21 protein-coding genes and 1 pseudogene are annotated in these 22,997 nt (G+C 43.4%); 14 read left to right on the forward strand and 8 right to left on the reverse strand.

Annotation, left to right across the window (positions count from 1 at the left end):
- Positions 1-55: 55 nt before the first annotated feature.
- From pstA to phoU, 3 genes and pseudogenes are all read left to right on the forward strand, one after another.
- Positions 56-1,432 (forward strand): annotated as a pseudogene (gene pstA, locus Q8W40_RS21220) (phosphate ABC transporter permease PstA); the annotation flags it as partial.
- Positions 1,433-1,434: 2 nt separating this feature from the next.
- Entirely contained in the window at positions 1,435-2,256 is an 822-nt protein-coding gene (gene pstB / locus Q8W40_RS21225; RefSeq protein WP_101110852.1) for a phosphate ABC transporter ATP-binding protein PstB, read from the forward strand.
- A 63-nt stretch (positions 2,257-2,319) separates the two neighbouring features.
- Positions 2,320-3,018 carry a phosphate signaling complex protein PhoU gene (phoU, locus tag Q8W40_RS21230; protein ID WP_101110851.1) on the forward strand — a complete coding sequence of 233 codons (699 nt, stop codon included), beginning with the start codon at positions 2,320-2,322 and terminating at the stop codon, positions 3,016-3,018.
- A gap of 198 nt (positions 3,019-3,216) precedes the next feature.
- Here the strand turns inward: phoU and Q8W40_RS21235 are convergent, their stop codons facing one another.
- The 4 genes from Q8W40_RS21235 to Q8W40_RS21250 form a co-directional block, all read right to left on the reverse strand.
- Positions 3,217-3,939, reverse strand: a complete 723-nt coding sequence (locus tag Q8W40_RS21235) for a YadA C-terminal domain-containing protein (protein WP_305400071.1) — start codon at positions 3,937-3,939, stop codon at positions 3,217-3,219.
- Positions 3,940-4,107: 168 nt separating this feature from the next.
- Positions 4,108-5,031: a LysR family transcriptional regulator gene (locus tag Q8W40_RS21240; protein ID WP_305400072.1), complete on the reverse strand. Its 924-nt coding sequence runs from the start codon at positions 5,029-5,031 to the stop codon at positions 4,108-4,110.
- A 72-nt stretch (positions 5,032-5,103) separates the two neighbouring features.
- Positions 5,104-5,841, reverse strand: coding sequence for a copper homeostasis protein CutC (locus tag Q8W40_RS21245; protein ID WP_305400074.1), 738 nt, complete (start codon positions 5,839-5,841; stop codon positions 5,104-5,106).
- A gap of 216 nt (positions 5,842-6,057) precedes the next feature.
- Positions 6,058-6,666 carry a peroxiredoxin C gene (locus Q8W40_RS21250; RefSeq protein ID WP_101110847.1) on the reverse strand — a complete coding sequence of 203 codons (609 nt, stop codon included), beginning with the start codon at positions 6,664-6,666 and terminating at the stop codon, positions 6,058-6,060.
- A gap of 188 nt (positions 6,667-6,854) precedes the next feature.
- Here Q8W40_RS21250 and Q8W40_RS21255 point away from each other — a divergent pair, with 188 nt between their 5' ends.
- Entirely contained in the window at positions 6,855-7,760 is a 906-nt protein-coding gene (locus tag Q8W40_RS21255; protein ID WP_126610091.1) for a hydrogen peroxide-inducible genes activator, read from the forward strand.
- Between the two features lie 66 nt (positions 7,761-7,826).
- Here the strand turns inward: Q8W40_RS21255 and Q8W40_RS21260 are convergent, their stop codons facing one another.
- From Q8W40_RS21260 to Q8W40_RS21270, 3 genes are all read right to left on the reverse strand, one after another.
- The gene (locus Q8W40_RS21260) at positions 7,827-8,816 is read right to left on the reverse strand and encodes a BtrH N-terminal domain-containing protein (protein WP_305400076.1); all 990 of its coding nucleotides are present in this window, start codon (positions 8,814-8,816) and stop codon (positions 7,827-7,829) included.
- A gap of 10 nt (positions 8,817-8,826) precedes the next feature.
- The gene (locus tag Q8W40_RS21265) at positions 8,827-9,375 is read right to left on the reverse strand and encodes a PadR family transcriptional regulator (RefSeq protein WP_305400077.1); all 549 of its coding nucleotides are present in this window, start codon (positions 9,373-9,375) and stop codon (positions 8,827-8,829) included.
- 199 nt (positions 9,376-9,574) lie between these two features.
- A complete protein-coding gene (locus tag Q8W40_RS21270; RefSeq protein WP_305400079.1) occupies positions 9,575-10,018 on the reverse strand; it encodes a CBS domain-containing protein in 444 nt (147 codons plus the stop codon).
- A 363-nt stretch (positions 10,019-10,381) separates the two neighbouring features.
- On the opposite strand from Q8W40_RS21270, the gene Q8W40_RS21275 reads away from it, so the two are divergent.
- The 7 genes from Q8W40_RS21275 to secF all read left to right on the forward strand — a co-directional run bounded on the left by Q8W40_RS21275 (position 10,382) and on the right by secF (position 19,147).
- Positions 10,382-11,890, forward strand: a complete 1,509-nt coding sequence (locus tag Q8W40_RS21275) for an alpha/beta hydrolase family protein (RefSeq protein ID WP_305400081.1) — start codon at positions 10,382-10,384, stop codon at positions 11,888-11,890.
- A 207-nt stretch (positions 11,891-12,097) separates the two neighbouring features.
- Entirely contained in the window at positions 12,098-13,273 is a 1,176-nt protein-coding gene (locus Q8W40_RS21280; RefSeq protein WP_305400082.1) for a S1 family peptidase, read from the forward strand.
- 192 nt (positions 13,274-13,465) lie between these two features.
- Complete coding sequence (queA, locus tag Q8W40_RS21285; protein WP_305400083.1) at positions 13,466-14,518, forward strand: tRNA preQ1(34) S-adenosylmethionine ribosyltransferase-isomerase QueA; 1,053 nt, start codon at positions 13,466-13,468, stop codon at positions 14,516-14,518.
- A gap of 242 nt (positions 14,519-14,760) precedes the next feature.
- A complete protein-coding gene (gene tgt, locus Q8W40_RS21290; protein WP_104400506.1) occupies positions 14,761-15,891 on the forward strand; it encodes a tRNA guanosine(34) transglycosylase Tgt in 1,131 nt (376 codons plus the stop codon).
- An 88-nt stretch (positions 15,892-15,979) separates the two neighbouring features.
- On the forward strand, positions 15,980-16,312 hold the full coding sequence (yajC, locus tag Q8W40_RS21295) for a preprotein translocase subunit YajC (protein ID WP_101110838.1): 333 nt from the start codon (positions 15,980-15,982) through the stop codon (positions 16,310-16,312).
- 21 nt (positions 16,313-16,333) lie between these two features.
- On the forward strand, positions 16,334-18,190 hold the full coding sequence (secD, locus tag Q8W40_RS21300; RefSeq protein ID WP_305400084.1) for a protein translocase subunit SecD: 1,857 nt from the start codon (positions 16,334-16,336) through the stop codon (positions 18,188-18,190).
- A 9-nt stretch (positions 18,191-18,199) separates the two neighbouring features.
- Positions 18,200-19,147, forward strand: a complete 948-nt coding sequence (gene secF / locus Q8W40_RS21305) for a protein translocase subunit SecF (protein WP_305400086.1) — start codon at positions 18,200-18,202, stop codon at positions 19,145-19,147.
- 188 nt (positions 19,148-19,335) lie between these two features.
- Here secF and suhB read toward each other — a convergent pair whose 3' ends face one another.
- A complete protein-coding gene (gene suhB, locus Q8W40_RS21310) occupies positions 19,336-20,139 on the reverse strand; it encodes an inositol-1-monophosphatase (RefSeq protein ID WP_305400088.1) in 804 nt (267 codons plus the stop codon).
- A gap of 233 nt (positions 20,140-20,372) precedes the next feature.
- Between suhB and trmJ the strand changes: the two genes are divergently transcribed.
- The 3 genes from trmJ to Q8W40_RS21325 all read left to right on the forward strand — a co-directional run bounded on the left by trmJ (position 20,373) and on the right by Q8W40_RS21325 (position 22,989).
- Positions 20,373-21,104 (forward strand): tRNA (cytosine(32)/uridine(32)-2'-O)-methyltransferase TrmJ, encoded by a 732-nt coding sequence (gene trmJ / locus Q8W40_RS21315; RefSeq protein WP_305400090.1) that lies wholly within the window; start codon positions 20,373-20,375, stop codon positions 21,102-21,104.
- A 113-nt stretch (positions 21,105-21,217) separates the two neighbouring features.
- The gene (iscR, locus tag Q8W40_RS21320) at positions 21,218-21,724 is read left to right on the forward strand and encodes a Fe-S cluster assembly transcriptional regulator IscR (RefSeq protein WP_104400502.1); all 507 of its coding nucleotides are present in this window, start codon (positions 21,218-21,220) and stop codon (positions 21,722-21,724) included.
- A 50-nt stretch (positions 21,725-21,774) separates the two neighbouring features.
- A complete protein-coding gene (locus Q8W40_RS21325; protein ID WP_305400092.1) occupies positions 21,775-22,989 on the forward strand; it encodes an IscS subfamily cysteine desulfurase in 1,215 nt (404 codons plus the stop codon).
- Positions 22,990-22,997: the final 8 nt, after the last annotated feature.

Consider the following 22,997-nt stretch of genomic DNA (forward strand, 5'->3'; position numbering starts at 1 on the left):
GAATCAGCAAGCTACCAATACACCAGCTCTAGATATTACGGCAGAGAGTGTCGATAGATTAAGTATCAAGATTGCTAACCGAGATAGAAACCAGCTCGATTTTATTACTGTATTCGATTTTGAATTAAGTGAACCGACAACTCCAAGTATTTGGGCAGTGATAGAAAGAACCCAACAAGGGGATTTCTTTGGTAAGCCAGTTGGCTTTCGAAGTAATGTTGCCACACAAGACGTATCCATTAATGCATTCCTAGTACAAGGGATTGAAAGTGTGGAACAAGCGCGTGAACACATCGCTTCCATCACGCACTCTCAACTCAAACATTACAATGCCTTACTTGGGATTATACGTTTAGAGCAGAAAAAGCATGAGTTGAACGGTACTCTGGATGAAAAAAAACTCAATGAGTTAACTAAGCGAAAAGAGAGTGTCGAGAATTACCTGTTCCAAGTAGAAAGTCGTTTAACCGAATTAAGGCAACTTCACATCGATGAAGCGCTTATCGTTGAAGATATGAATGGTGAGAGAGTGTATGTTCCTCTTACCAGCATTTTAGATATCTGGTACCCCAACGACATGTCGGTTTCTGAAAAATTTTTGCATTGGTTGAAACAAGTTAAAAAGTTTTTGAGTGATGACCCACGTGAAGGTAATTCAGAGGGAGGCGTGTTCCCAGCTATTTTTGGTACGGTATTCTTAGTGATGGTGATGTCTATTGTCGTGATGCCGCTTGGTGTTATCGCCGCTATCTATTTGAACGAATACGCCAAAAATAATGCGCTAACCAGAACCATTCGAATTGCCGTGATAAACTTAGCAGGAGTACCCTCTATTGTTTATGGAGTCTTCGGGCTTGGCTTTTTTGTCTATAGTATTGGCGGCTCAATTGATAGCCTCTTTTACTCAGATAACTTGCCTTCTCCGACGTTTGGAACGCCAGGCTTATTGTGGTCGGCTTTAACATTAGCTCTGCTTACACTTCCTGTAGTGATTGTTGCGACTGAAGAAGGCTTAGCCCGAATTCCAGGTTCTGTTAGGCAAGGCTCTTTGGCTTTAGGGGCAACTCAATTTGAAACGTTATGGCGCATCGTGTTACCGATGGCCAGCCCAGCAATTATGACCGGGCTGATACTTGCGGTTGCACGGGCTGCAGGTGAGGTTGCGCCTTTGATGCTGGTAGGGGTAGTTAAGCTTGCGCCTAGTTTGCCAATCGATGGTGATTTTCCGTTTATCCATTTAGATCGAAAATTCATGCATCTCGGATTTCATATTTATGATGTGGGCTTTCAGTCGCCCAATATTGAAGCGGCAAGACCATTGGTTTATGCCACATCATTTTTGCTCGTGACGGTAATTGTTGCGCTTAACCTGACCGCCATTAGTATTCGCAACAACTTACGCGAAAAATATCGCACCTTAGGACAAGACTAACCATGTTTTCAATTAACTCGACTTTTGGTTATGAGAACCTCATAGACGTAAACAATCTGACTCCTGAGCAGATTGCCATTTCGATCGAGTCTCTGAATTTGTTCTATCAAGGCACGCAGCAAGCTTTGCACGACGTTACAATGAATATTCCCAAAGGACAGGTAACCGCGTTTATAGGACCATCTGGTTGCGGTAAGTCGACATTATTGCGCTGTATTAACCGTATGAATGACTTGGTTGAAGGGTGTGTGGTTAGCGGCAAAGTGAAATTACACGGTAAAAATGTGTATCACCCACAAGTAGATGTACCTACATTACGCCGCCGTGTAGGTATGGTGTTCCAAAGGCCTAATCCGTTTCCAAAATCCATTTATGAAAATGTTGTCTATGGGTTGAGATTACAAGGGATAAGCAATAGTCGAGCACTGGATGACGCAGCGGAACAAGCGCTAACGGCGGCTGCCTTGTGGGAAGAAGTAAAAGATAGGCTACACGAAAATGCGTTTGGTTTATCCGGCGGACAACAACAAAGGTTGGTGATAGCAAGGGCTATTGCCATTGAACCAGAGGTGTTACTGCTAGACGAGCCAACCTCGGCACTCGACCCTATCTCTACACTGACGATTGAAGAACTCATTAACGAGTTGAAAACCAAATATACCGTTGTCATTGTGACTCATAACATGCAACAAGCGGCGAGAGTAAGTGATCATACTGCGTTTATCCATCAAGGTAAGTTGGTCGAATATGGGGATACAGACTCGATTTTCACTTCGCCAAAGAAAAAGCAAACCGAAGATTACATTACGGGTCGCTATGGGTAATTTGTTGGAAGCGTCACCAATGAATACATTTATTTAATATACGTACAAGGGGTTCTACAGTTTATGCAGTTTGGTCGCCATATCTCTGGTCAGTTTAATGTGGAGCTTGAGTCTATTCGTACCCATGTTTTAACCATGGGAGGTCTTGTAGAACAGCAACTCACGTTTGCCATGCAAGCTTTGCACAAACAAGACATAGAACTCGCAAAGAAAGTGGTCAAAGACGATCATAAGGTCAATTCGATGGAAGTGGCGATTGATGAGGCCTGTACGCGTATTATTGCTAAACGCCAGCCGACGGCGAAAGATCTTCGGCTGATAATGGCGATCATCAAAACGATCACTGACTTGGAGCGAATTGGAGATGTCGCCACGCGAATTGCACGTGTGGCTATAGAGTCAGAATCGGTAAAAGTACGAACTTGGCAAGTCTCGCTTGAGCCTTTGAGCCGTCAGGCCATCAACATGTTACACCAAGTGTTGGACGCTTTTGCTCGCATGGATGTAGATGCAGCCGCTGAAGTGTACAAGCAAGATGATAAGCTGGATGCGGAGTATGAAGCGGTTATCCGTCAGTTAATGACTTATATGATGGAAGATCCGCGCTGTATACCCGCCGTATTGCAGGTTATGTGGTCAGCAAGGGCGATTGAACGAATAGGCGACCGTTGCCAGAACATTTGTGAGTACATTATCTACTTTGTAAAAGGCAAAGACGTTCGCCATCTTAGTGAGCAGGATATCGACGATATCATCAAGTAATGTCTTGCCGTATCGCAATGTTATTAAAATCAGAGGTTAAATAAAAAGAACCTCTGGAAGGGCAGAGGCGAGAGCTACCAAAGGTAAATGACTCAAAACATGCAAATTAATCACAGAAAGGTTAATTTGAGAAATTAGAAAGGTTAAGTTCAAAAATAAAAGCCTGATCTCCCTTCAAATCAGGCTCCGTTGGTCTCGTTATTTAAACTTGAATTGAACGCCAACACCGCCAGCGACTTCAGAGGAAGAGTACTTTCCAGAAGATTCGTAGTGGAAAGTCCCCGATACGCTTACTCTATCCGATACCCCGTAGGCACCGCCTAAAGCTAACGCTTCTTTGCTTCCCGAGAATCCAACACCAGCACCCATAGCGAATTCACCAGTCGTCACAAATGGACGTGCGTTCGTGACCGCGTGTAATCCAGCTCGGATACCGTGAATTTGTTCAGATTGCTCATCAAATCTTTCATTCATTTCTTGTTCTAATTTATCGAAAGCAATCTCTAGGTCACCCACGCCAGTTGCAGGTACGCCCCAGTCTGGTGTATCACCAAGATCTAAGCCCCAATCAGGCGTGTCTCCAAAGTCAGGTTGCGGGCGTTCAGGGCTATTGTCTACAGGTGGTTGAACCGGTTTTGCTGGAACACCAAAATCAGGGTCAATTTCTTCAATTGGATGCTCTGGTGTTGCAATTGGAGGCTGAACAGGAGCCGCTGGAACACCGTAGTCTGGGTCAACGTGTCCCCAATCTGGTGTATTACCGAAATCTGGTTGAATTGGATGCTCAGGCGTCACAATTGGAGGTTGAACAGGTGCAGCAGGCACGCCGAAGTCAGGGTCCACTTTAATTGGGCGATCAGCATTTGCCATAACTGTTGCGGGAAGAAGTAAAACTGAAAGTGCTAATACCGTCTTTTTCATAATGTAACTCTCTTAAAATTCATGTGAAAAGTAATCAGCATCCTGCTTAATCGGCTTTTTCTTTTGCCGTTGTCTTTCCTATGAGCTGAATATTAAGGAGTTATTTGATTGGGTTCTAAACAGTTCCTATTATTTTGGTTATAAGTATTGATTATTATCTAAATGTATTTATTTCTCGACTAATAACTCTGTAAGAGATAAATGAAGCCAATCTATTGTGGGACTATTGCGGTTTTTTAAGTGGAAATAGGCATAGAGGGGATAGCCGTATTTGTATTCATCCTGAATGTCGATTTCGACTCGGCGAAGGTATGGGTATTCTTCAACAGGAAATATAGACAGTGACGGGAATATCATGTCGCTGTTTCTTACGACATCAACCAGCGCGAAAAGGAACTCACTTCGAAACCCTATTTCTGCTTTTAATCCCAGCTCCTTTAGTACGCTTATCGAAAGTGCCTCTTGCTCACTAATTTCTGGAATGATGAGTGAAGCGATAGCATATTGTACGGCTTCTTTGGGGGTAATAACTTCTGATCGTATAGGGTGTTCTTTTCTGACCAATAGAACGCCTTTCGTATCGGCTAAGTGTCGACTCTGAACAGCTTTTGATGTTCGAATATCAGCGTAGTTGATGCCAAAGGCTATCTCACCTTTCTCTATGTCTTGAGAGGTGGTTTTAGTCCAACTGACGATCTCGAGCTTTGCATTAGGGGCTTCCTCATTGAGCTTTCGAAATAGCTTACCTGCCACGGAAAACATGATTTGTGAAGAAATGGCAATTTTTATGGTGTGAGTTATCTCGGCAGGATTAAAGGTGCTCGAATGATTAAGAGCACTGGCGAGCCCATCGAGGTGCGGAACGATTCGTTCAGCCAATTCTTCTGCAAAACTTGTGGCTTTCATACCATTTCGGCTTTTTACGAATAACTCATCGCCAAAATGGTTTCTAAGTCTTTGTAAAGCTTGGCTGATAGCAGGCTGAGAAACGAACAGGCGCTCAGAAGCTTTACGCATATTCAATTCTTGAGAAAGAACTAAAAAAGTCCTCAAGAGATTTAAATCCAGTGTTGCAAACAAATCCTTTGCCATGAGCAGTATAACTTTCCGAAAACGTCTTAAGGGGCAATATTACCAGAGAAGTGAGTTTTCGGAAGTTCAGAGTTATTTCAGTTGCTGAGCGACAGAGCGAATAGTATCTGTATTTGTCACTGGAATTGAAAAATCGTCGATATCGGTACTGCCCATTTTTGCTTGTTCAGACACATAAAGCATGTGGCTTGAACGAGTTGTTTTACCGGAAAGGTGAACTTCAGTGACCCCTGTTTCTGCCACAATCTGTTTTACGTTTGAAGGTGTTACGCCAGCACCGACAATGATACTTATTGAATCCCCAACATGTTCTTTCATTAGCTTGATCGTGCTGACACCTGAAAGTGCATTACTTGCTTGACCTGATGTTAATATGCGCTCACACCCCAATTCCTGAATATCCTCAAGCGCTTGAATAACATCGCAGCATTGATCAATGGCTCGATGAAAAGTTACGCCCATTCGATCTGCGGCAGCAATGAGTTGTTTGCAGATATTCTTATCAACTTGCCCATCGGGGGTTAACGCACCGATCACAATACCATCTAACCCAGCTTCTTTTGCCGCTTCGATGTCTTCAACCATGCATTCAACATCACTTTCGTTGAAGAGAAAGTCCCCCTGTCTTGGGCGGATCATGGCATAGATAGGAATACTGGATAGACGAGAGGCTTGCTTCATTAAGCCTAGGCTGGGAGTTAGCCCACCTAAAGAGAGTGACGAGCATAGCTCTATTCGTGTCGCTCCACCTTCGATGGCATTAAGTAAGGATTCTAGGTTGTCGACACACACTTCAAGTTGATAACTCATTGACTGTTTGGCTTTCCACGTCAGAAATAGTCTATTCAGAATAGACAAGTTAACTATTTCAGTATGTGAGGTAATACTCATGTAAGTAAAAAAGAAAAGCCCGAAGAATCATCTTCGGGCTTTCTAAGGCTAACTACGACTTAATCTTGGCTGCGTGCTATTTGCTATCTAATTCAGCCACACTCACCGTTGAGCTTGGTGAGAGTTAAGTGGTTATTACTTGCTTAGGTCGTCAGCGTGCTCAGATAGGAATGCTGCAACACCTTTTGGAGATGCGTCCATACCTGATTTACCTTCTTCCCATTGTGCAGGACAAACTTCACCATTCTTCTCGTGGAAGTTTAGTGCGTCTACCATGCGTAGCATTTCGTCGATGTTACGACCTAGTGGAAGATCGTTAACTACTTGGTGACGTACAAGACCGTCAGCATCGATTAGGAATGAACCACGGAAAGCAACACCAGCTTCTGGGTGCTCAACGTCGTATGCTTTGCAGATCTCGTGCTTAACGTCAGCAACTAAAGGGTATTTTACTTGACCGATACCGCCATCTTCGATAGCAGTGTTACGCCATGCGTTGTGAGAGAACTGAGAATCGATAGAAACACCGATTACTTCAACGCCTTTCGCTTGGAAATCTTCCAGGCGGTTATCAAAAGCGATTAGCTCAGAAGGACAAACGAATGTGAAGTCTAGAGGGTAGAAGAAAATTACCGCTTTCTTACCTTTAGTGAATTCTGCAAAGTTGAAGTTATCAACGATCTCACCGTTGCCTAGAACTGCTGCAGCAGTAAAGTCAGGGGCTTGACGACCTACTAGTACCATTTTTTTGCTCCTAAAATAGAGTTATTGCCAACCATTGTGAATTGGCTTCCTGTTTCAACGAGACAAACTATAGTACATAAAGTAGGATAGAAAAAAGCGAAATTAATAGATTAAGTTAATCGAAAAAAGCGATGAGCTTATTCTGTAATCAATTCATAAAAAGTCTCACAAAATTGTAAAAATATCATATGAATAAGTGGCCAAGTTTAAAGCAGCTACATTACCTCATTACTCTATTTGAAACCCGCCATTTCGGTGATGCGGCAGAGAAATGTTTTGTTAGCCAATCAACGCTGAGTAAAGGCATCCAAAATCTAGAAGAACTGATAGGATGCCCTTTGTATGAGAAAAAAGACAAGAAGAGCCCGTTAGTCTTTACCCCTGTCGGGGACAAGGTTGTGCAGCAAGGAAGAGAGCTTCTGGCTAAAGGGCAAGATCTTGTTGAATTAGGAAGCCTATGCCAAGGGGAGTCAATGCAAGGGCAGCTTAGGGTTGGTTGCATCCCGACGATCGCTCCATTTCTACTGAGCGACCTAGTTCAAGAGGTGAATCAGCGCTTTCCAAACCTCAATTTGTTACTAAGAGAAGATACCACCACGAATTTGTTGGCAGCACTTCGCCACGGTGAGCTAGATGTACTGATCCTAGCTTTGCCTGTCGACATTGGCGGTATGGACAGCAAAATTGTTGGGCAGGATCCCTTTAGGATGGTGATTAGTGCAAATCATGCCAGCACGATTCGAGTGCCGATTCGCTACGACGACTTACCCGATGAGTTTGTTTTTCTTTTAGAGAATGAGCACTGTTTAACCGAACACGCTGTTTCCGCTTGTAAGCTAACTAAAAAAGAAAAAATTAACCCATTTACTGCTACTAGCCTCCATACGCTCGTTCAAATGGTGGCAAATGGACTTGGGACGACTTTTATTCCTCAGATGGCGATAGAGCATGGGCTGCTGGAAAACCAAAACTTGGTAGTGATTGAACCGCCAGGTCAGCATGCATATCGTGATATCGGTTTAGTTTGGCGACCGAGCTCCTCACGGCTTGAAAGCTTCCATAAATTAGCCGATTTGGTTTCAGAGCTCTTGTGACTGACTGTGCAGCATGGTTTGTTTGCTGCACATATTCTTTGAGATTACTTGGGTATATAGTTTTGTTTATTTTTGGTCAGCCAGTAGACTCATCGCGTTGAATTCTTTTTCTGATAAGCTTTCTAAAAGTTCACAAGCTTCTAGTAAGCGTATTTCATCGAAGTTTTCCCCTGCTTCATGAATACATTGGGCAACTTGAGTCCAATCTTTCGCAACCCCTTCGAATATCTTCTGTGCTTGATTAAGCTCTGGTGCTCCCAAGCTTGAATAAGCTTCTTCCAAAAAGTCTCGATATATATTGCGAAATAGAGCACCGCCTGTTCCCGCTTTTTCCATAATCATCGCTGTGGTTGTGAATTCATATTCTAAGTTCTTGCTCTGTTTGAACCATGATTTCAGCTCTTGGCTGGTTTTTAAAATCCCTTTATAGCCAAGATTCTTTATGGGTGGGTTTATGTGCTGACGTGCGTTATTTGTGATGGATGTTTTTAGGGCGTGATTCAAATCAAACGGTTTTTTGGGAGGTTGAATGGTGTACATCAAATTTTTGGCTGCCATCGGACCTTTTTCATTTCTAGCCATAGCGAGATTGTTTAGCTTAGATTTGACCAAGCCATGTGAAGGGGAGGTATCAACCAAGTAAGCAAATTCATCGTCATAGCCATACATCGCAGCAAAGTGCCCGGCAAAATGTACCTTCGCACCAAAATATTCTAGATGGTAACAGTCCAGTTGCAAGCCAACGGCGATATCATTGTCTAAGGCTTCTTTTACGTTGCTCCACGCCTTTTTGACTGAACTTGTCTCTTTGAATTCAACCTCTAACGATAAATTTTTTGCGAGGTTGCGGGTTATTTCTCCTGGTTTTAGCCGTCCCCCAATAAAGGGGAATCCCATGCTTTTCATATTCCAATAAACAAACCCTAGTCCCTCTCCTAAGCCAAAAAGCATGGGCTCAGAAAGTTCTATACCTGCTTGTTTGAGCAAACATCCAGTGGTGTTTGTTTCGCAGTGTACGCCGTTGAAAGTATCAAAAGGCTGAATTACGTGAGTCATAAGCGATCCTTTAACTGTCTGCTGATAAATCCTTCAGTACGCTATTTGCAAAGTTGACTTCCATTTGAAGGGCGTCGAATGAATATTGGAACAGCCAGCGCACGTTTTGGGGGAGCTTTTCCCCTCCTTGATTTATGTATGTCGTGTGTTCTAGTTCATGTCTTCGATTTTTAAGTGCGATAGCCCTTTCTTTAAACAACATCTTTTGTTCTTCCCTGTTAAGAATCGAAAGAGCTGAAATACACAGGCGAAATCGAGAGTCCTTTAACCGGAGTGCCTGAATCCCATTTTTTACTTCTTGTTTAAGGTGGTTTGTTCCCGCAGGAAGCAAAAAATATTTCTTAGGTGTAGGACCTTTTCCTTTCTTTGTTGTATCCAGCTCTGCTCTAACGAGCTCTTTTTTGGCGAGTTTGTTTAGGCTGACGTAAATGGATGTCATGCCAATCTCAGCCCATTCTCGAAAACCCCGTTGTTCAACCAAACGATTAATGTCGTAGCCCGACATGTTTCCATCTTGATGGAGGAGGTGAAGTAGCATTAATTCAGTATTTGATAGCATCGTATTTTGAATCTATAAATCATTAATTAAATATAACACTAGTGAAATATTAATATAGAACTGTGAGCGTGAATTTAGTGGTTTATCTTAATACTAAGACGAAAAGGGCGCGCACTTCTTTTAAAAGGCAGCGCGCTTATTACGCTTTCAATTCAACTACGGACCTAACCTCGGACCTTAGCTTGTGTTGAAAATGAAATCAAAAATCAGCCTTTGCGGGTTCTGTATCTTCTTCTATTTCAAGTAGGTTAATGGCGATACCAACAAAATCTGTATCCGTAATAATGCCAACTAACTTACTATGCTCAACAACAGGCAGGCACCCAATTTTATGCTTTTGCATATATATCGCACTTTCTCTTAGCCCCGCTTTTGGTGACACAGCAATAACTTTTGAAACCATTATTTTGTCTATTGGCGTGGTGAGAGTGAAGGAGCCTGCTTGTGCCTCTTTGGTGAGCACCGATTCTTGAGTTGCTAATACATCTCGTTGAGAAACAACACCAAGAAGTTTTGAATCGGTGTCAATGATAGGGACATGACGAATGTCATGCTCGGCCATAAGGTTCTTGGCGTCTTGTAGTGAATGAGACCGCAAAAGAGTATGAGGGTTGCGAGTCATCATATCTTCAATCTTGATCATCTCGACCTCCTGCTTATTGTCATCCTACATTCAATATAGGTAGTTATCTGCATATTAACTGGGACGTAAATCGCTATTTTGGCTTAATTCACGAAAAGTATTAGTGAGGAATTAAGGTGATGAATTCTTTGGATGAAAATATCAATAAGCGGGATTAATTTCATGCAGCTGATCGCATAAATTTGTATCAATGGTTCAGGGGATAATTCGAGATACTTCACACTTCGAACGGTCGGTCAATTGCTCAAATCGCTCACTCCTTGCGAGCACAACAATTTATCTCGATTTGGGTAGTTGGCTTAAATATCTGACAAAAAATGGGATTCAATTTGTCAGTGTGCCCCAAATACCAAAAGGATGATTATGAAAAAGGTACTTACACTTGCGGCATTATGCGCTTCTAGTAGCTTGCCTGCTTACGCTACTCCAGCATTACCAGATATTTTGTTGAACCTCTATTTAACCAATCAACCGAGTGAGCCTGGCTCTCCTATGGAAGCCAGTATGGGGTATTTCAAACATCATGATACTCGCTTGAAAGAACTTTTGGAGCAGCCGAACGATAATCCTGAATTAGATTCCTTGAAAGAACATGCAGCCTATTGCTTGCGTGCTCTATCCAGCCGGAAAGGAAATGAATTTTTACCTAATTTGTATCAACGCCATGGTCAATGCCAGGCTGTTGAGCCTGCAACCGCAGGTAGAGATTGGTATTACTCTGATAACCAGTGTTTGAATAGTTTAGAGTTCAAGAAGGAATCAGGCTTGGAATATTGCTTGCGTGATTTCGATCATCGTGGAGAAAACTACGGTAATAGCGAGGATTTAAATTATGTGCAAGATGCATGGATGCCAGGTCACCATGCTGCATTACCCATCTCGACGTTAGAGCATGATATTTCTGAGTTGCCTTTGGTCCAACGAAATACTTATAAAACAACCTATTCTGATACGGGTGCTTGTCACTTAGAAATGCGAGTTTATAGAAATGCAGATTTAACAAGTGGTACGCCGTTAATGATGATCCATGGTGGCGGCTGGTTGCAAAGGTTGGATACTGGGCGCAGCGCAGAAACACAAATCGCTCACTTCACAAATGCTGGGTTTGTCGTATACATGCCTTTCTATCGACTTGCAGGTCAGCTTGGCGATGCTGGACCTGCGTGTAACAACGTTACTATCGAAGATAGCAAGCAAGACGTGAAAGATGCTTTCCAATGGGTGCAGAGCAACAATGCTAAATTTACGGATAGTCAAAAATCGGTTCGCGTTATGGGGCAATCGGCTGGTGGTCATATGTCGGTGTGGTTGTCTCAACAGTTCCCTAGCGTTATTGATAAAATCGCTCCGATGTTCCCTGTACCTGATTTTGCTCACCAATTGAAAGAAGTACAAAACAATGAATATTTATCTCGCTGTGAAACAGCCGAAGTTAATACATTGGACTGTAACTATATAGGTTGGATGATAACGACGTTAACAGGAAAAAGTCACTGGAACGAACTTACTGGCGATGAGGCGATCATCCAGAAAAATAGCTTACTTCAATCTGTAGAACAAAACCCCACTCATGCTCCAGCCATGTTTATTACACACGGGATGAGTGATGAAATAGTTTCGGTCAGTCAGGCACTACGTTTATGTAATGCGTTAAGTGGCGATATCGAGAATGGTCCGGCGCAAAAATCTCAGATTGACTTTATTGACCAAAGAAGTGTGACGCAATGTGCCAATGGAAGTGAACTTCACTTACTTGAAAATGCCGGACATCACTTCGATACGTGTGGTAGCGGTCTTTGTGATGTGGGTGGCGAAGTAGGGATAGTCGCGACTCAACGAGTGCTCAAAGATATGATTGAATGGCTCAAATAGCTAAGCGTACCTTAGGTTTCAACTTTAAGCCCTCATAGTATGAGGGCATTTTTATCTGTTTTGCGAGTCGAATTGTTTTTTAATGAAAGGATTTCGTTTCAGAAACAAATATTTATATGTGCTATCTCGCATAAGTCTAGGTTGTCGGTTCTTTGTGCTTTTTGATTCTTTCACACTGTTCGCAGTTTGATATCTCAAGGCAAGATTATGAAGAAAATACTGGCGGGTATGGCAATTGCGATTGGGCTTTGTAGTACCAATGCATCAGCGATTGTAGAAGGAAAAGCGGTTACTGATCTTACGTCTGGAAACCGGGTTGCTATTCGCTCGAGTGATATGGCCGAGTTTCCATTTTGTGGGGGGACACTTTTATCCCCGCACTGGGTACTTACGGCAGCGCACTGCGTTGTTTTTCCACTAGACAATGGGCTGTACAAGGTTACTCACCCAAGTAATTTAACCATAACCACGCGATCTAAATCCCTTAAAGGTGCGGCCACTCGCGACTTCTACATGGCAAGCCATGTTGTTGTGCACCCAAGCTATAGCGATAGAGCCAAAATCATTGTTAAAGCTGATGGTTCATCAATTGTGGAGCGTCTGGCTCTTGATAACGATGTGGCTTTGATTCGCTTACAACTTCCCGTAACTGACGTGACACCAGTAACACTTGCTTCTCCGGGGGTGATGTCGGAGATCGAAAATCGACTCAATACCGAATGGTATGAAGCCCAGGCAGATACGGGTAATGTTGGGAATAACAATAGACCGAGTAATGTGGATGCCTTTGGCTGGGGATTTACTGATCCAGCGGCTACCAAGAAAACAGACGAACTGCTTACTACTCAACTTGCTTTCTACCCAACTGCTGATTGCTTTATTCGATTAAATTCCATTGAAGGGCTACCTGTCCTTCTAGAGTCGGGGGCTAATCAATCTAAAATTTGCACATTACCGACCGAAAAATATGTACTCGATGAGGCGGCAGGAACCGTTTACGGTAATGATACTTGTAAAGGTGATAGTGGTGGTCCGTTGATGGCAAAAGCCGCAGACGCTACCGATGTTCAAGTAGGGATTGTGAGTGGTGGTCCTTTAGTTTCGCCCACCTGTGGTTCATTAACCAAGCCCGCCTTCTATTCAAAAGTCAGTACTTATTACTCTTGGATTTATGATTATGTCAGCTCCACAACACTGCCTAGTAGTGCTGTCACTAAGCCGAATATCGTGATTGAAGCGGAAGAGCAAGCAAAAAAAGACGCGCAGTGTAATAACAGTATATCTACGGCTAACTGTAATTTCGTTGCACCCGACGGTGCCTCATCTCCAAGTCTATTCTTCCTATTTCTGTTGGGAATGTTGGGTTGGCTAAGGCGAAAATAGGTATTAAAGGGCACTGTTTTCAGGAATAGTGCTCTTTATCATCACAATGCTCAAGTGTTCGAGATATTTTCAACAACCAAGTCGATACGCCCGTTTACAATAAAGCCATCATCAATACTTGCTATTGACTATGTGACGCCTATACTACTTCCCCTGCGTAATTCTCAGTCATTTTTATAAAGACCAATAGCAATGCAAGTATCCGATTTTCATTTTGAGCTTCCTGATGAGCTGATCGCTCGTTACCCACAACCTGAACGTACTGCTAGCAGACTACTTCAACTTGAAGGCGACAGCGGAGCGTTAATCGATGGTACCTTCAAAGATGTTCTAGAACAGGTACAACCTGGCGATCTACTGGTATTTAATAACACACGCGTTATTCCTGCTCGTATGTTTGGTCGCAAAGCTTCTGGAGGCAAGTTAGAAGCGTTAGTTGAGCGAGTGTTAGATGAGCATACTATTCTGGCTCATGTTCGCTGTTCGAAGCCACCCAAGCCGGGAACAGAGCTTTTCCTCGGTGAAAATGATGAATATCTTGCTGAAATGGTTGCGCGCCACGATGCACTATTTGAGATTCAATTTAAGTCAGATAAGAACGTCTTAGATATTCTTAATGATATTGGGCACATGCCACTTCCGCCTTATATTGATCGCCCTGATGAAGACACCGACAAAGAGCGTTATCAAACGGTATATAACGAAAAACCAGGAGCGGTAGCGGCGCCTACGGCAGGCTTACATTTTGATGAAGCACTGTTGGAACAAATAAAAAGTAAAGGTGTCGAATTTGCTTACGTTACTTTGCATGTAGGAGCGGGTACTTTTCAGCCAGTGCGGGTTGATAATATCAACGATCACCACATGCATGCGGAATATGTCGAAGTTCCTCAAGATGTGGTTGACGCAATCGCAGCAACTAAAAAACGCGGTGGTCGGGTTATTGCTGTTGGTACGACGTCGGTACGTTCATTAGAGAGCGCGGCTCAAGAAGCAAAAAAGAAAGGTGTTGAGTTCGAACCATTTTTTGGTGACACCGAAATCTTCATCTATCCAGGTTACGAATATCAATTGGTTGACTGCTTGATTACCAATTTCCATCTACCTGAATCAACACTCATCATGTTAGTCAGCGCATTTGCGGGTTACGATAATGTGATGAGAGCATACGAACATGCTGTTCAAGAACAGTACCGCTTCTTTAGTTATGGTGATGCCATGTTTATCACCAAAAAGTGGGGCTAATCAGACAATCAACGGGCGTATTTCGATATACTCCCGTTTGTTTCACTCAAGGAGCCAGTGAAGCTTATCTCAAAGTGATGTCACTATGCTGAATAAAGCATCACGGGGTCACTTAGGGGTTTTAGGAAAGGATAATCCTGTCACATCTCTTAAACAGAGTGTGAAGGAGCGCGATGAGCTAAAGCTGGTTGGCGCAAAGTACGTAAATAGTCAGATTGTTTCTCTGGCGTATTGGAGGCTTCGTGAAACTTACATACGAATTAAAAAAGACAAATGGTAATGCTCGCCGTGGGCAGCTTACTTTTGAACGTGGAACTGTTCAAACCCCTGCATTTATGCCTGTAGGTACTTACGGTACCGTAAAAGGGATGACTCCTGAAGAAGTGAAGGGGACAGGCGCTGAAATTCTGTTAGGCAATACGTTCCACCTGTGGCTACGCCCAGGGCAAGAAGTGATGAAAATGCATGGCGATTTGCACGATTTCATGAATTGGCACGGTCCTATTCTTACGGATTCAGGCGGTTTTCAAGTATTCAGCCTTGGTGATATCCGAAAAATTACCGAAGAGGGCGTGCATTTTCGCAACCCTGTAAATGGTGACAGAATATTCATGGATGCCGAAAAGTCGATGGAAATTCAGAAAGATTTAGGTTCTGATGTTGTCATGATTTTCGACGAATGTACGCCATACCCTGCGACGCACGACGAAGCTAAAAAATCCATGGAAATGTCACTTCGTTGGGCACAACGCAGCCGTGACCACTTTGACAAGTTAGATAACCAAAACTCATTGTTTGGTATTGTCCAAGGTGGTGTCTATGAAGATTTGCGAGACGTGTCGGTTAAAGGCCTCACAGACATAGGTTTTGATGGATATGCTGTTGGTGGATTGGCGGTTGGTGAACCGAAAGAAGACATGCATAGAGTGCTTGAGCATACCTGTCCTCAGTTACCTGAAGACAAGCCTAGATACCTTATGGGTGTTGGTAAACCAGAAGACTTAGTGGAAGGTGTGCGCCGTGGTATCGACATGTTCGATTGTGTGATGCCTACACGAAATGCACGCAACGGACACTTGTTTGTGACTGGCGGTGTGATCAAGATCCGCAATGCGACACATAAAACCGATACAACCCCTTTGGATCCTGAGTGTGACTGTTACACTTGCCAAAACTATTCAAAGGCGTATTTGCATCATCTAGACCGTTGTAATGAAATCCTTGGTTCTAGATTGAATACTATTCACAACCTACGTTACTACCAACGTGTTATGGAAAGTATCCGTACTGCCATCGATGAAGATCGCTTCGACCAATTTGTTGAAGATTTTTACGCACGTCGCAACCGCGAAGTGCCACCGTTGAATAAATAGTTGTGCGTTATTGCCCGGCTCTTGAAAGTCGGGCAATACGTCCCAATTTATTGACTACTAAATAAAATAATATAGAGGATGTTTCTCAATGAGTTTGATTTCTGTTGCACACGCCGCGGGTGAAGGTGCTCCACAAGGTGGTGGTTTTGAAATGATCATCATGTTGGGTATGTTTGCGGTTATTTTTTACTTCATGATTTACCGCCCACAAGCTAAGCGCTCAAAAGAGCACAAAAACCTAATGGCAGGAATGCAGAAAGGTGATGAAGTGCTAACCAATGGTGGTCTAGTTGGTAAGATTGCAAAAATCTCTGAAGACAACGACTACATTGCAATTGCATTGAACGACAACAACGAAGTGACTATTAAGAAAGACTTTGTTACTGCAGTGCTGCCAAAGGGTACACTGAAATCTCTGTAAAACAGCTAAAGGATCCTCGCTGTGTTAAACCGTTATCCTTTGTGGAAGTACCTGATGGTGATGACTCTCATCCTTGTCAGCGCATTGTATGCACTTCCGAATATTTATGGTGAAGATCCGGCTATTCAAGTTACTGGGGCACGTGGTGCCTCAGTGGATATGTCAACGCTGGATGCTGTTACCGAAGTTCTTGAAAAAGAAAACCTCCCTAAAAAGTCCATCGCACTAGAAAATGGCTCCATTCTTGTTCGCTTTTTAGATACCGATACTCAAATCAGTGCGCGTGATGCTATCAATACAGCATTAGGAAAAGAAGCCATTGTTGCTCTTAACCTTGCACCTGCTACACCAGAGTGGCTAGATGCCATTGGCGCTACGCCGATGAAGCTGGGTCTGGATCTTCGTGGTGGTGTTCACTTCCTTATGGAAGTAGACATGGACGCTGCGATGGAAAAGCTTGTTGGTCAGCAAGAAGAAGCGTTTCGTAGTGAATTACGTGAGCAACGTATTCGCTATCGTGCTATTCGCAAATCAGGTAAAGATGCCGTTGAAATTGTTTTAAGAGACGCAGAGCAGCTTGAACAAGCTGAAAGCTTGCTTGAAAGAACGCATCAAGACATGATTTTTGTCGACAACAGCACAAGCAGCCGCTTTTCCCTTAAAGCCACATTCACCGAGCAGCGCTTGCAAGAAATTCGTAACTATGCGGTTGAGCAAAATATTACTATTTTGCGTAATCGTGTGAACGAGCTTGGTGTTGCTGAACCATTAGTTCAACGTCAAGGTGCCAGCCGAATCGTTGTTGAGCTTCCTGGTGTTCAAGATACTGCTCGTGCGAAAGAAATTTTAGGTGCAACTGCAACACTTGAATTCCGTGAAGTGGATGATAAAGCTGACTTGGCAGCGGCGGCGCGTGGTCGTGCTCCTGCAGGCAGTGAAATCAAGTTTGATCGTGATGGTCGCCCTGTCGTTCTGAAAAAGCGCATTATTCTTGGTGGCTCAAGCATCACTGATGCAAGTTCGAGTGCTGATGAATACGGTCGTCCGCAAGTTAACATTAACTTAGATAGTGAAGGTGGCAGTAAGATGTCCAGCTTCTCTAAAAAGAATGTTGGCAAGTTGATGGCTACCGTGTTTGCTGAATACAAAGACAGTGGTCGCCGTACACCTGAAGGCAAAGTTATTCTCAACAAGCATGAAGAAGTTATTAACCAAGCGACCATTCAAACGGCACTTGGTCGAAGCTTCCGAATTACTGGTATTGATTCTGCCGCAGAAGCTCACAACCTTGCGTTGCTGCTTCGTGCTGGTGCACTAATCGCGCCAATCTCCATTGTTGAAGAGCGTACAATCGGTCCTTCTATGGGGCAGCAAAACATCGATATGGGTATTCAAGCGTGTATCTTTGGTTTGGTTGCTGTGATGTTGTTCTGCCTGGTTTACTACCGTAAGTTTGGTATCTTTGCCAACCTAGCGCTTATCGCTAACATCATTTTGATCATTGGTGTGATGTCGATGATTCCTGGTGCGACAATGACGCTTCCAGGGATTGCAGGTATTGTATTGACCGTTGGTATGGCTGTAGATGCGAATGTTCTCATCTTTGAGCGTATACGAGAGGAACTTCGTGATGGACGAAACCCTCAGCAAGCGATTCATCAAGGTTATGCTAACGCATTCAGTACTATTGCCGATGCCAACATCACCACTCTAATTACTGCAATCATCCTATTCGCAGTAGGTACGGGTGCGATTAAAGGCTTCGCTGTCACACTGTCTATCGGTATTTTGACCTCCATGTTTACTGCCATTATCGGTACACGTTGTGTCGTGAACCTGCTTTATGGTGGCAAGCGCATCAACAAGTTGTCGATCTAAGGAATTATCATGTTTCAGATATTGAAAACAGACAAAATGATCGACTTCATGCGTTGGTCGAAAGGTGCCTTTGTTCTTTCTGTTTTACTTATCGTGGGTGCAATAGGCACACTAGTGGGTAAAGGGTTGAACTGGGGGCTAGACTTCACTGGTGGTACACTGATTGAAGTCGGCTTTGAGCAACCGGCAAACTTGGAAGATGTACGTGCGGCACTTGAAGCGAAAGGCTTTGGTGATGCGACCGTTCAAAATTTCGGTTCATCTCGTGAGGTGATGGTTCGTCTTCGTCCGCGTGACGGAGTTAAAGGTGAAACTCTTGGTAATCAAATTCTTGATGCAATAAAAGAGGGCACTGGTGAAAACCTAGAAATGCGTCGTATTGAGTTTGTTGGTCCGAACGTTGGCGATGAGTTAACAGAAGCGGGTGGTCTGGCAATTCTGACAGCACTTATCTGTATTTTGATCTATGTATCAATTCGCTTCGAATGGCGTTTAGCAGCAGGTGCCGTATTGGCATTGGCGCACGATGTTATCATCACTTTAGGGGTGTTCTCCTTACTGCAAATCGAGGTCGATTTAACCATCGTAGCCGCTTTGCTAACGGTTGTCGGGTACTCACTCAACGATACCATCGTTGTCTTTGACCGTATCCGAGAAAACTTCCGTAAGATGCGTAAAGGTGAATCTGCTGAGGTAATGAACAGCTCTGTTACCCAAACTCTAAGTCGTACCTTGATTACATCTGGTACCACTTTGTTTGTGGTTATCGCGTTGTTTACTCAAGGTGGAGCGATGATTCATGGCTTCGCGACAGCGTTACTTCTTGGTATTACAGTGGGTACGTATTCTTCTATTTACGTAGCATCTGCATTAGCATTGAAGCTTGGCATTACGCGCGAGCACCTTATGCCTCCACAGATCGAGAAAGAAGGCGAAGAACTCGAAGAGTTACCTTAGTCCACAGACAACTAAGTCTTACCTTAAAGCCACCTAACTCAGGTGGCTTTTTTGTATTCTGGAGTTGTGGGTTGATATTTTAAGGTTAGACACTTTGCAAGTGACAATAAAAAACACCCAGTAACTTTGCTGCTTGAGAGCATAAAGTTACTGGGTGTTTTAGAAATTCAGCTTGTGACAGTGAAGATTTACTTCAGGATAGCTTCATTCCCGTTTTCGCGGATGTGTTTTAGAATTGATTTTACACCACGTGGGCTAGAGCCAACAATGTTACCAGACTGCATGTAGTTCGTGCCGCCTGCAAAGTCAGTTAGGATAGCACCCGCTTCACGAGCAATAAGCTCACCAGCAGCCATGTCCCAAGGTTTTAAGCCAAGCTCAAAGAAACCGTCTACACGGCCTGCCGCTAGGTAACACAAATCAAGTGCTGCGCTGCCAGTACGTCGGAAATCGGCACATTCAGTGAACAGACCAGAAACAATCTTCATGTAAGATTCTGAATGCTGCTTTTGCTTGAATGGGAAGCCTGTTGCTAAAACAGTACCTTGAAGATCTTTAAGTGGCGTTACTCGGATACGAGCATTGTTTAGTTGAGCGCCAGAACCGCGCTGAGCTGTGAACAACTCATTTTGCATTGGGTCATATACGCAAGCCACTTCTGTTTTGCCCTTCATTCGAACAGCAATAGATACAGAGAAGTGAGGTAGACCTTTTAAGAAATTTGTAGTGCCATCCAGTGGGTCGATGATCCATTGTACGTCTTTATCTTTACCTTCGATAAGACCGTTTTCTTCAGCAACGATACAGTGCTCTGGGTAAGAGGTTTTAATAGTATCGATGATCAGAGCTTCTGCTTCTTTGTCTACGTTAGTAACAAAGTCATTACTGCCCTTTTGAATAGATTCAATTTTGTCAACGTTTTCTAGTGATTTAGCAATATGATTGCCTGCTTTTCGCGCAGCGCGAATAGCAATGTTAAGCATTGGATGCATACAGTTTTTCCCAACGGATGTTAAAGAACGATAAAGCGGCGGGGAGTATATCAGAGTATCGGTAAAAAGGAAGTGGTTATTTTTTGAGCTTGCAACTTATTTTGAACAATAAACTTGGTAGCTATTTTTTCAGTAATGTGAAGGAATCTACGGCTGTCTGAGGGAGAGGGATAACCTTTTTTAAAGTGTTGTGATACTATTTCGCGGTTTTTAAATAGTCGGTAAATTACACCATGTTAGACCAAGTAAAAGTTGTTCTCGTTGGTACGTCACACTCAGGAAATATTGGCAGCGCAGCGCGTGCAATGAAAGTGATGGGGCTGTCCAACATGGTCTTGGTTGATCCTCAATGTGAAGTCGACTCCCAATCTGTTGCGTTAGCAGCCGGTGCTAGTGAAATTGCTCTTAACGCAAAAGTAGTGAATACGCTAGAAGAGGCCGTTGAAGACTGCGGTCTTGTTGTTGGTTCTAGTGCGCGTTCTAGAACATTAGAATGGCCTATGTTAGAGCCCAGAGAGTGTGGAGAGCTATTCTCTTTGGAAGGTAAAAACCACCCTGTTGCTCTTGTGTTTGGACGAGAAAGAACGGGATTAACCAATGACGAATTACAACGTTGTCATTTCCATGTTTGCATCCCCGCTAACCCAGAATACAGTTCTTTGAATCTTGCTATGGCCGTTCAAACCTTGGCATATGAGGTGCGAGTAGCCCATCTCAATGACGTTGCAAGTGAGCACCCAAACCAACAAGAAAACGATTATCCTAGGCACAAAGAGCTTGAGATGTTCTATGAGCACCTTGAAAAGGTAATCACTCAAACTCAGTTTCTAGATGACAGAAACCCTGGTCAGGTGATGAATAAATTACGACGTTTATTTTCTAGAGCACGCCCTGAAGCCCAAGAAATCAACATTCTTAGAGGGATTTTAACGTCTGTACAAAAGAATCTGTTGAATAAAAAATGACCACTTAAGCTATGTGGTTAAATACCTGACTAAAACAGTCAAATAAATACTTGACCAATTTAGTCGGGTATGGAAAAATTCTATCCACAAACTTACTGTGGATACGGTGTGATATGAGACTTACATCTAAAGGAAGATATGCAGTAACGGCAATGTTAGATGTTGCTCTGCATTCACAAGAAAGCCCAGTGCCGCTGGCTGATATTTCAGAGCGTCAGGGTATTTCTTTATCTTACTTAGAACAATTATTTTCTAAGTTACGTAAAGCTGGTTTAGTTGCAAGTGTACGCGGACCTGGTGGTGGCTACCGTCTTGGTACTGATGCAAATGATATTGCTGTCGGTATGGTGATCGCTGCCGTAGATGAATCTGTCGATGCAACTAAATGTAATGGCAAAGCAGACTGTCAAGGTGGCTCCCGCTGCCTAACTCACACACTATGGCGTGACTTGAGTGCTAGAATTAGTGAGTTTTTAAACAATATCACTCTAGGCGAGCTGATGTTGGACAATGAAGTATTAGAAATATCTGATCGTCAGGGTATCGACTTGGTGATCAATCATGGGTTTGGACAAAAAAATACAAGCACCGCTCCCATCGGTGTAAATGTACGCTCATAGATAGCGTCTATATAACCGCTTAAGCGGACAATATTACATTGGAGTAACAAATGAAACTGCCCATTTATTTTGATTACTCAGCAACATGCCCAGTTGATGTGCGCGTTGCTGAAAAAATGGTTCAGTACATGACGATGGATGGGACGTTTGGTAACCCTGCTTCTCGTTCTCATCGTTATGGCTGGCAGGCAGAAGAAGCAGTAGACACTGCTCGTGAGCAAATCGCTGAACTATTAAACGCTGACCCAAGAGAAATAATTTTCACCTCGGGCGCAACAGAATCTGACAACCTAGCAATTAAAGGTGCGGCACACTTTTACGGCAAAAAAGGTAAGCACGTTATTACGTGTAAAACCGAACATAAAGCGGTTCTTGATCCGTGCCGTCAGCTAGAGCGTGAAGGTTATGAAGTGACATACATTGAGCCAGAATCCAATGGCATTATTGATCTGAATAAACTTCAAGCGGCAATACGAGAGGATACCGTTTTGGTATCTATCATGCATGTTAACAACGAAATTGGTGTCATTCAGGACATTTCTGCTATCGGCGAACTTTGCCGTGAGCGTAAGATTATCTTTCATGTTGATGCTGCACAATCTGCTGGCAAAGTGCCACTAGATGTTCAGGAAATGAAAGTCGATCTTATTTCTATGTCTGCGCATAAAGCATACGGTCCTAAGGGTATTGGTGCACTGTACGTTCGTCGCAAACCACGTATTCGCCTAGAAGCGCAAATTCATGGTGGCGGTCACGAGCGTGGTTTCCGTTCTGGTACCTTGGCGACTCACCAAATTGTTGGTATGGGTGAAGCCTTCCGTATTGCAAAAGAAGAAATGCAAAAAGATTTCGACCATGCAAAGTCATTGCGTGATCGTATGTTGAAAGGTCTTGATGGAATGGAAGCATTGACGATCAATGGTGATCTAGAGCAACGCGTTCCACACAACCTCAATATCAGTTTTGCATTTGTAGAGGGTGAATCTCTGCTTATGGCACTGAAAGACCTAGCTGTTTCTTCTGGCTCTGCATGTACATCAGCAAGCCTTGAGCCTTCGTATGTTCTGCGTGCTCTAGGGTTGGATGACGAGCTAGCGCATAGCTCCATTCGTTTTTCTTTTGGCCGTATGACGACAGAAGAAGACATTGATTACGCCGTTGAAAAGATTCGTGTTGCAGTGGACAAACTGCGCGACATGTCTCCTCTATGGGATATGTACAAAGAAGGTGTAGATTTGAGCACAGTTGAATGGGCTCACCACTAGTCTCAAGG

This window comes from Vibrio penaeicida (genome assembly GCF_030689305.1).
GTDB lineage: Bacteria > Pseudomonadota > Gammaproteobacteria > Enterobacterales > Vibrionaceae > Vibrio > Vibrio penaeicida_B.

Coding starts and splice junctions, on each gene's coding strand:
- Q8W40_RS21245 (WP_305400074.1), bottom strand. CDS start 5,841: ATGAGTTATCAACTTGAAGTGTGTGTCGACAACCTAGAATCCTTACTT.
- pstB (WP_101110852.1), top strand. CDS start 1,435: ATGTTTTCAATTAACTCGACTTTTGGTTATGAGAACCTCATAGACGTA.
- phoU (WP_101110851.1), top strand. CDS start 2,320: ATGCAGTTTGGTCGCCATATCTCTGGTCAGTTTAATGTGGAGCTTGAG.
- Q8W40_RS21265 (WP_305400077.1), bottom strand. CDS start 9,375: ATGCTATCAAATACTGAATTAATGCTACTTCACCTCCTCCATCAAGAT.
- Q8W40_RS21235 (WP_305400071.1), bottom strand. CDS start 3,939: ATGAAAAAGACGGTATTAGCACTTTCAGTTTTACTTCTTCCCGCAACA.
- Q8W40_RS21270 (WP_305400079.1), bottom strand. CDS start 10,018: ATGATCAAGATTGAAGATATGATGACTCGCAACCCTCATACTCTTTTG.
- trmJ (WP_305400090.1), top strand. CDS start 20,373: ATGTTAGACCAAGTAAAAGTTGTTCTCGTTGGTACGTCACACTCAGGA.
- Q8W40_RS21325 (WP_305400092.1), top strand. CDS start 21,775: ATGAAACTGCCCATTTATTTTGATTACTCAGCAACATGCCCAGTTGAT.
- iscR (WP_104400502.1), top strand. CDS start 21,218: ATGAGACTTACATCTAAAGGAAGATATGCAGTAACGGCAATGTTAGAT.
- Q8W40_RS21255 (WP_126610091.1), top strand. CDS start 6,855: ATGAATAAGTGGCCAAGTTTAAAGCAGCTACATTACCTCATTACTCTA.
- suhB (WP_305400088.1), bottom strand. CDS start 20,139: ATGCATCCAATGCTTAACATTGCTATTCGCGCTGCGCGAAAAGCAGGC.
- Q8W40_RS21240 (WP_305400072.1), bottom strand. CDS start 5,031: ATGGCAAAGGATTTGTTTGCAACACTGGATTTAAATCTCTTGAGGACT.
- queA (WP_305400083.1), top strand. CDS start 13,466: ATGCAAGTATCCGATTTTCATTTTGAGCTTCCTGATGAGCTGATCGCT.
- Q8W40_RS21280 (WP_305400082.1), top strand. CDS start 12,098: ATGAAGAAAATACTGGCGGGTATGGCAATTGCGATTGGGCTTTGTAGT.
- secF (WP_305400086.1), top strand. CDS start 18,200: ATGTTTCAGATATTGAAAACAGACAAAATGATCGACTTCATGCGTTGG.
- Q8W40_RS21260 (WP_305400076.1), bottom strand. CDS start 8,816: ATGACTCACGTAATTCAGCCTTTTGATACTTTCAACGGCGTACACTGC.
- yajC (WP_101110838.1), top strand. CDS start 15,980: ATGAGTTTGATTTCTGTTGCACACGCCGCGGGTGAAGGTGCTCCACAA.
- Q8W40_RS21250 (WP_101110847.1), bottom strand. CDS start 6,666: ATGGTACTAGTAGGTCGTCAAGCCCCTGACTTTACTGCTGCAGCAGTT.
- Q8W40_RS21275 (WP_305400081.1), top strand. CDS start 10,382: ATGAAAAAGGTACTTACACTTGCGGCATTATGCGCTTCTAGTAGCTTG.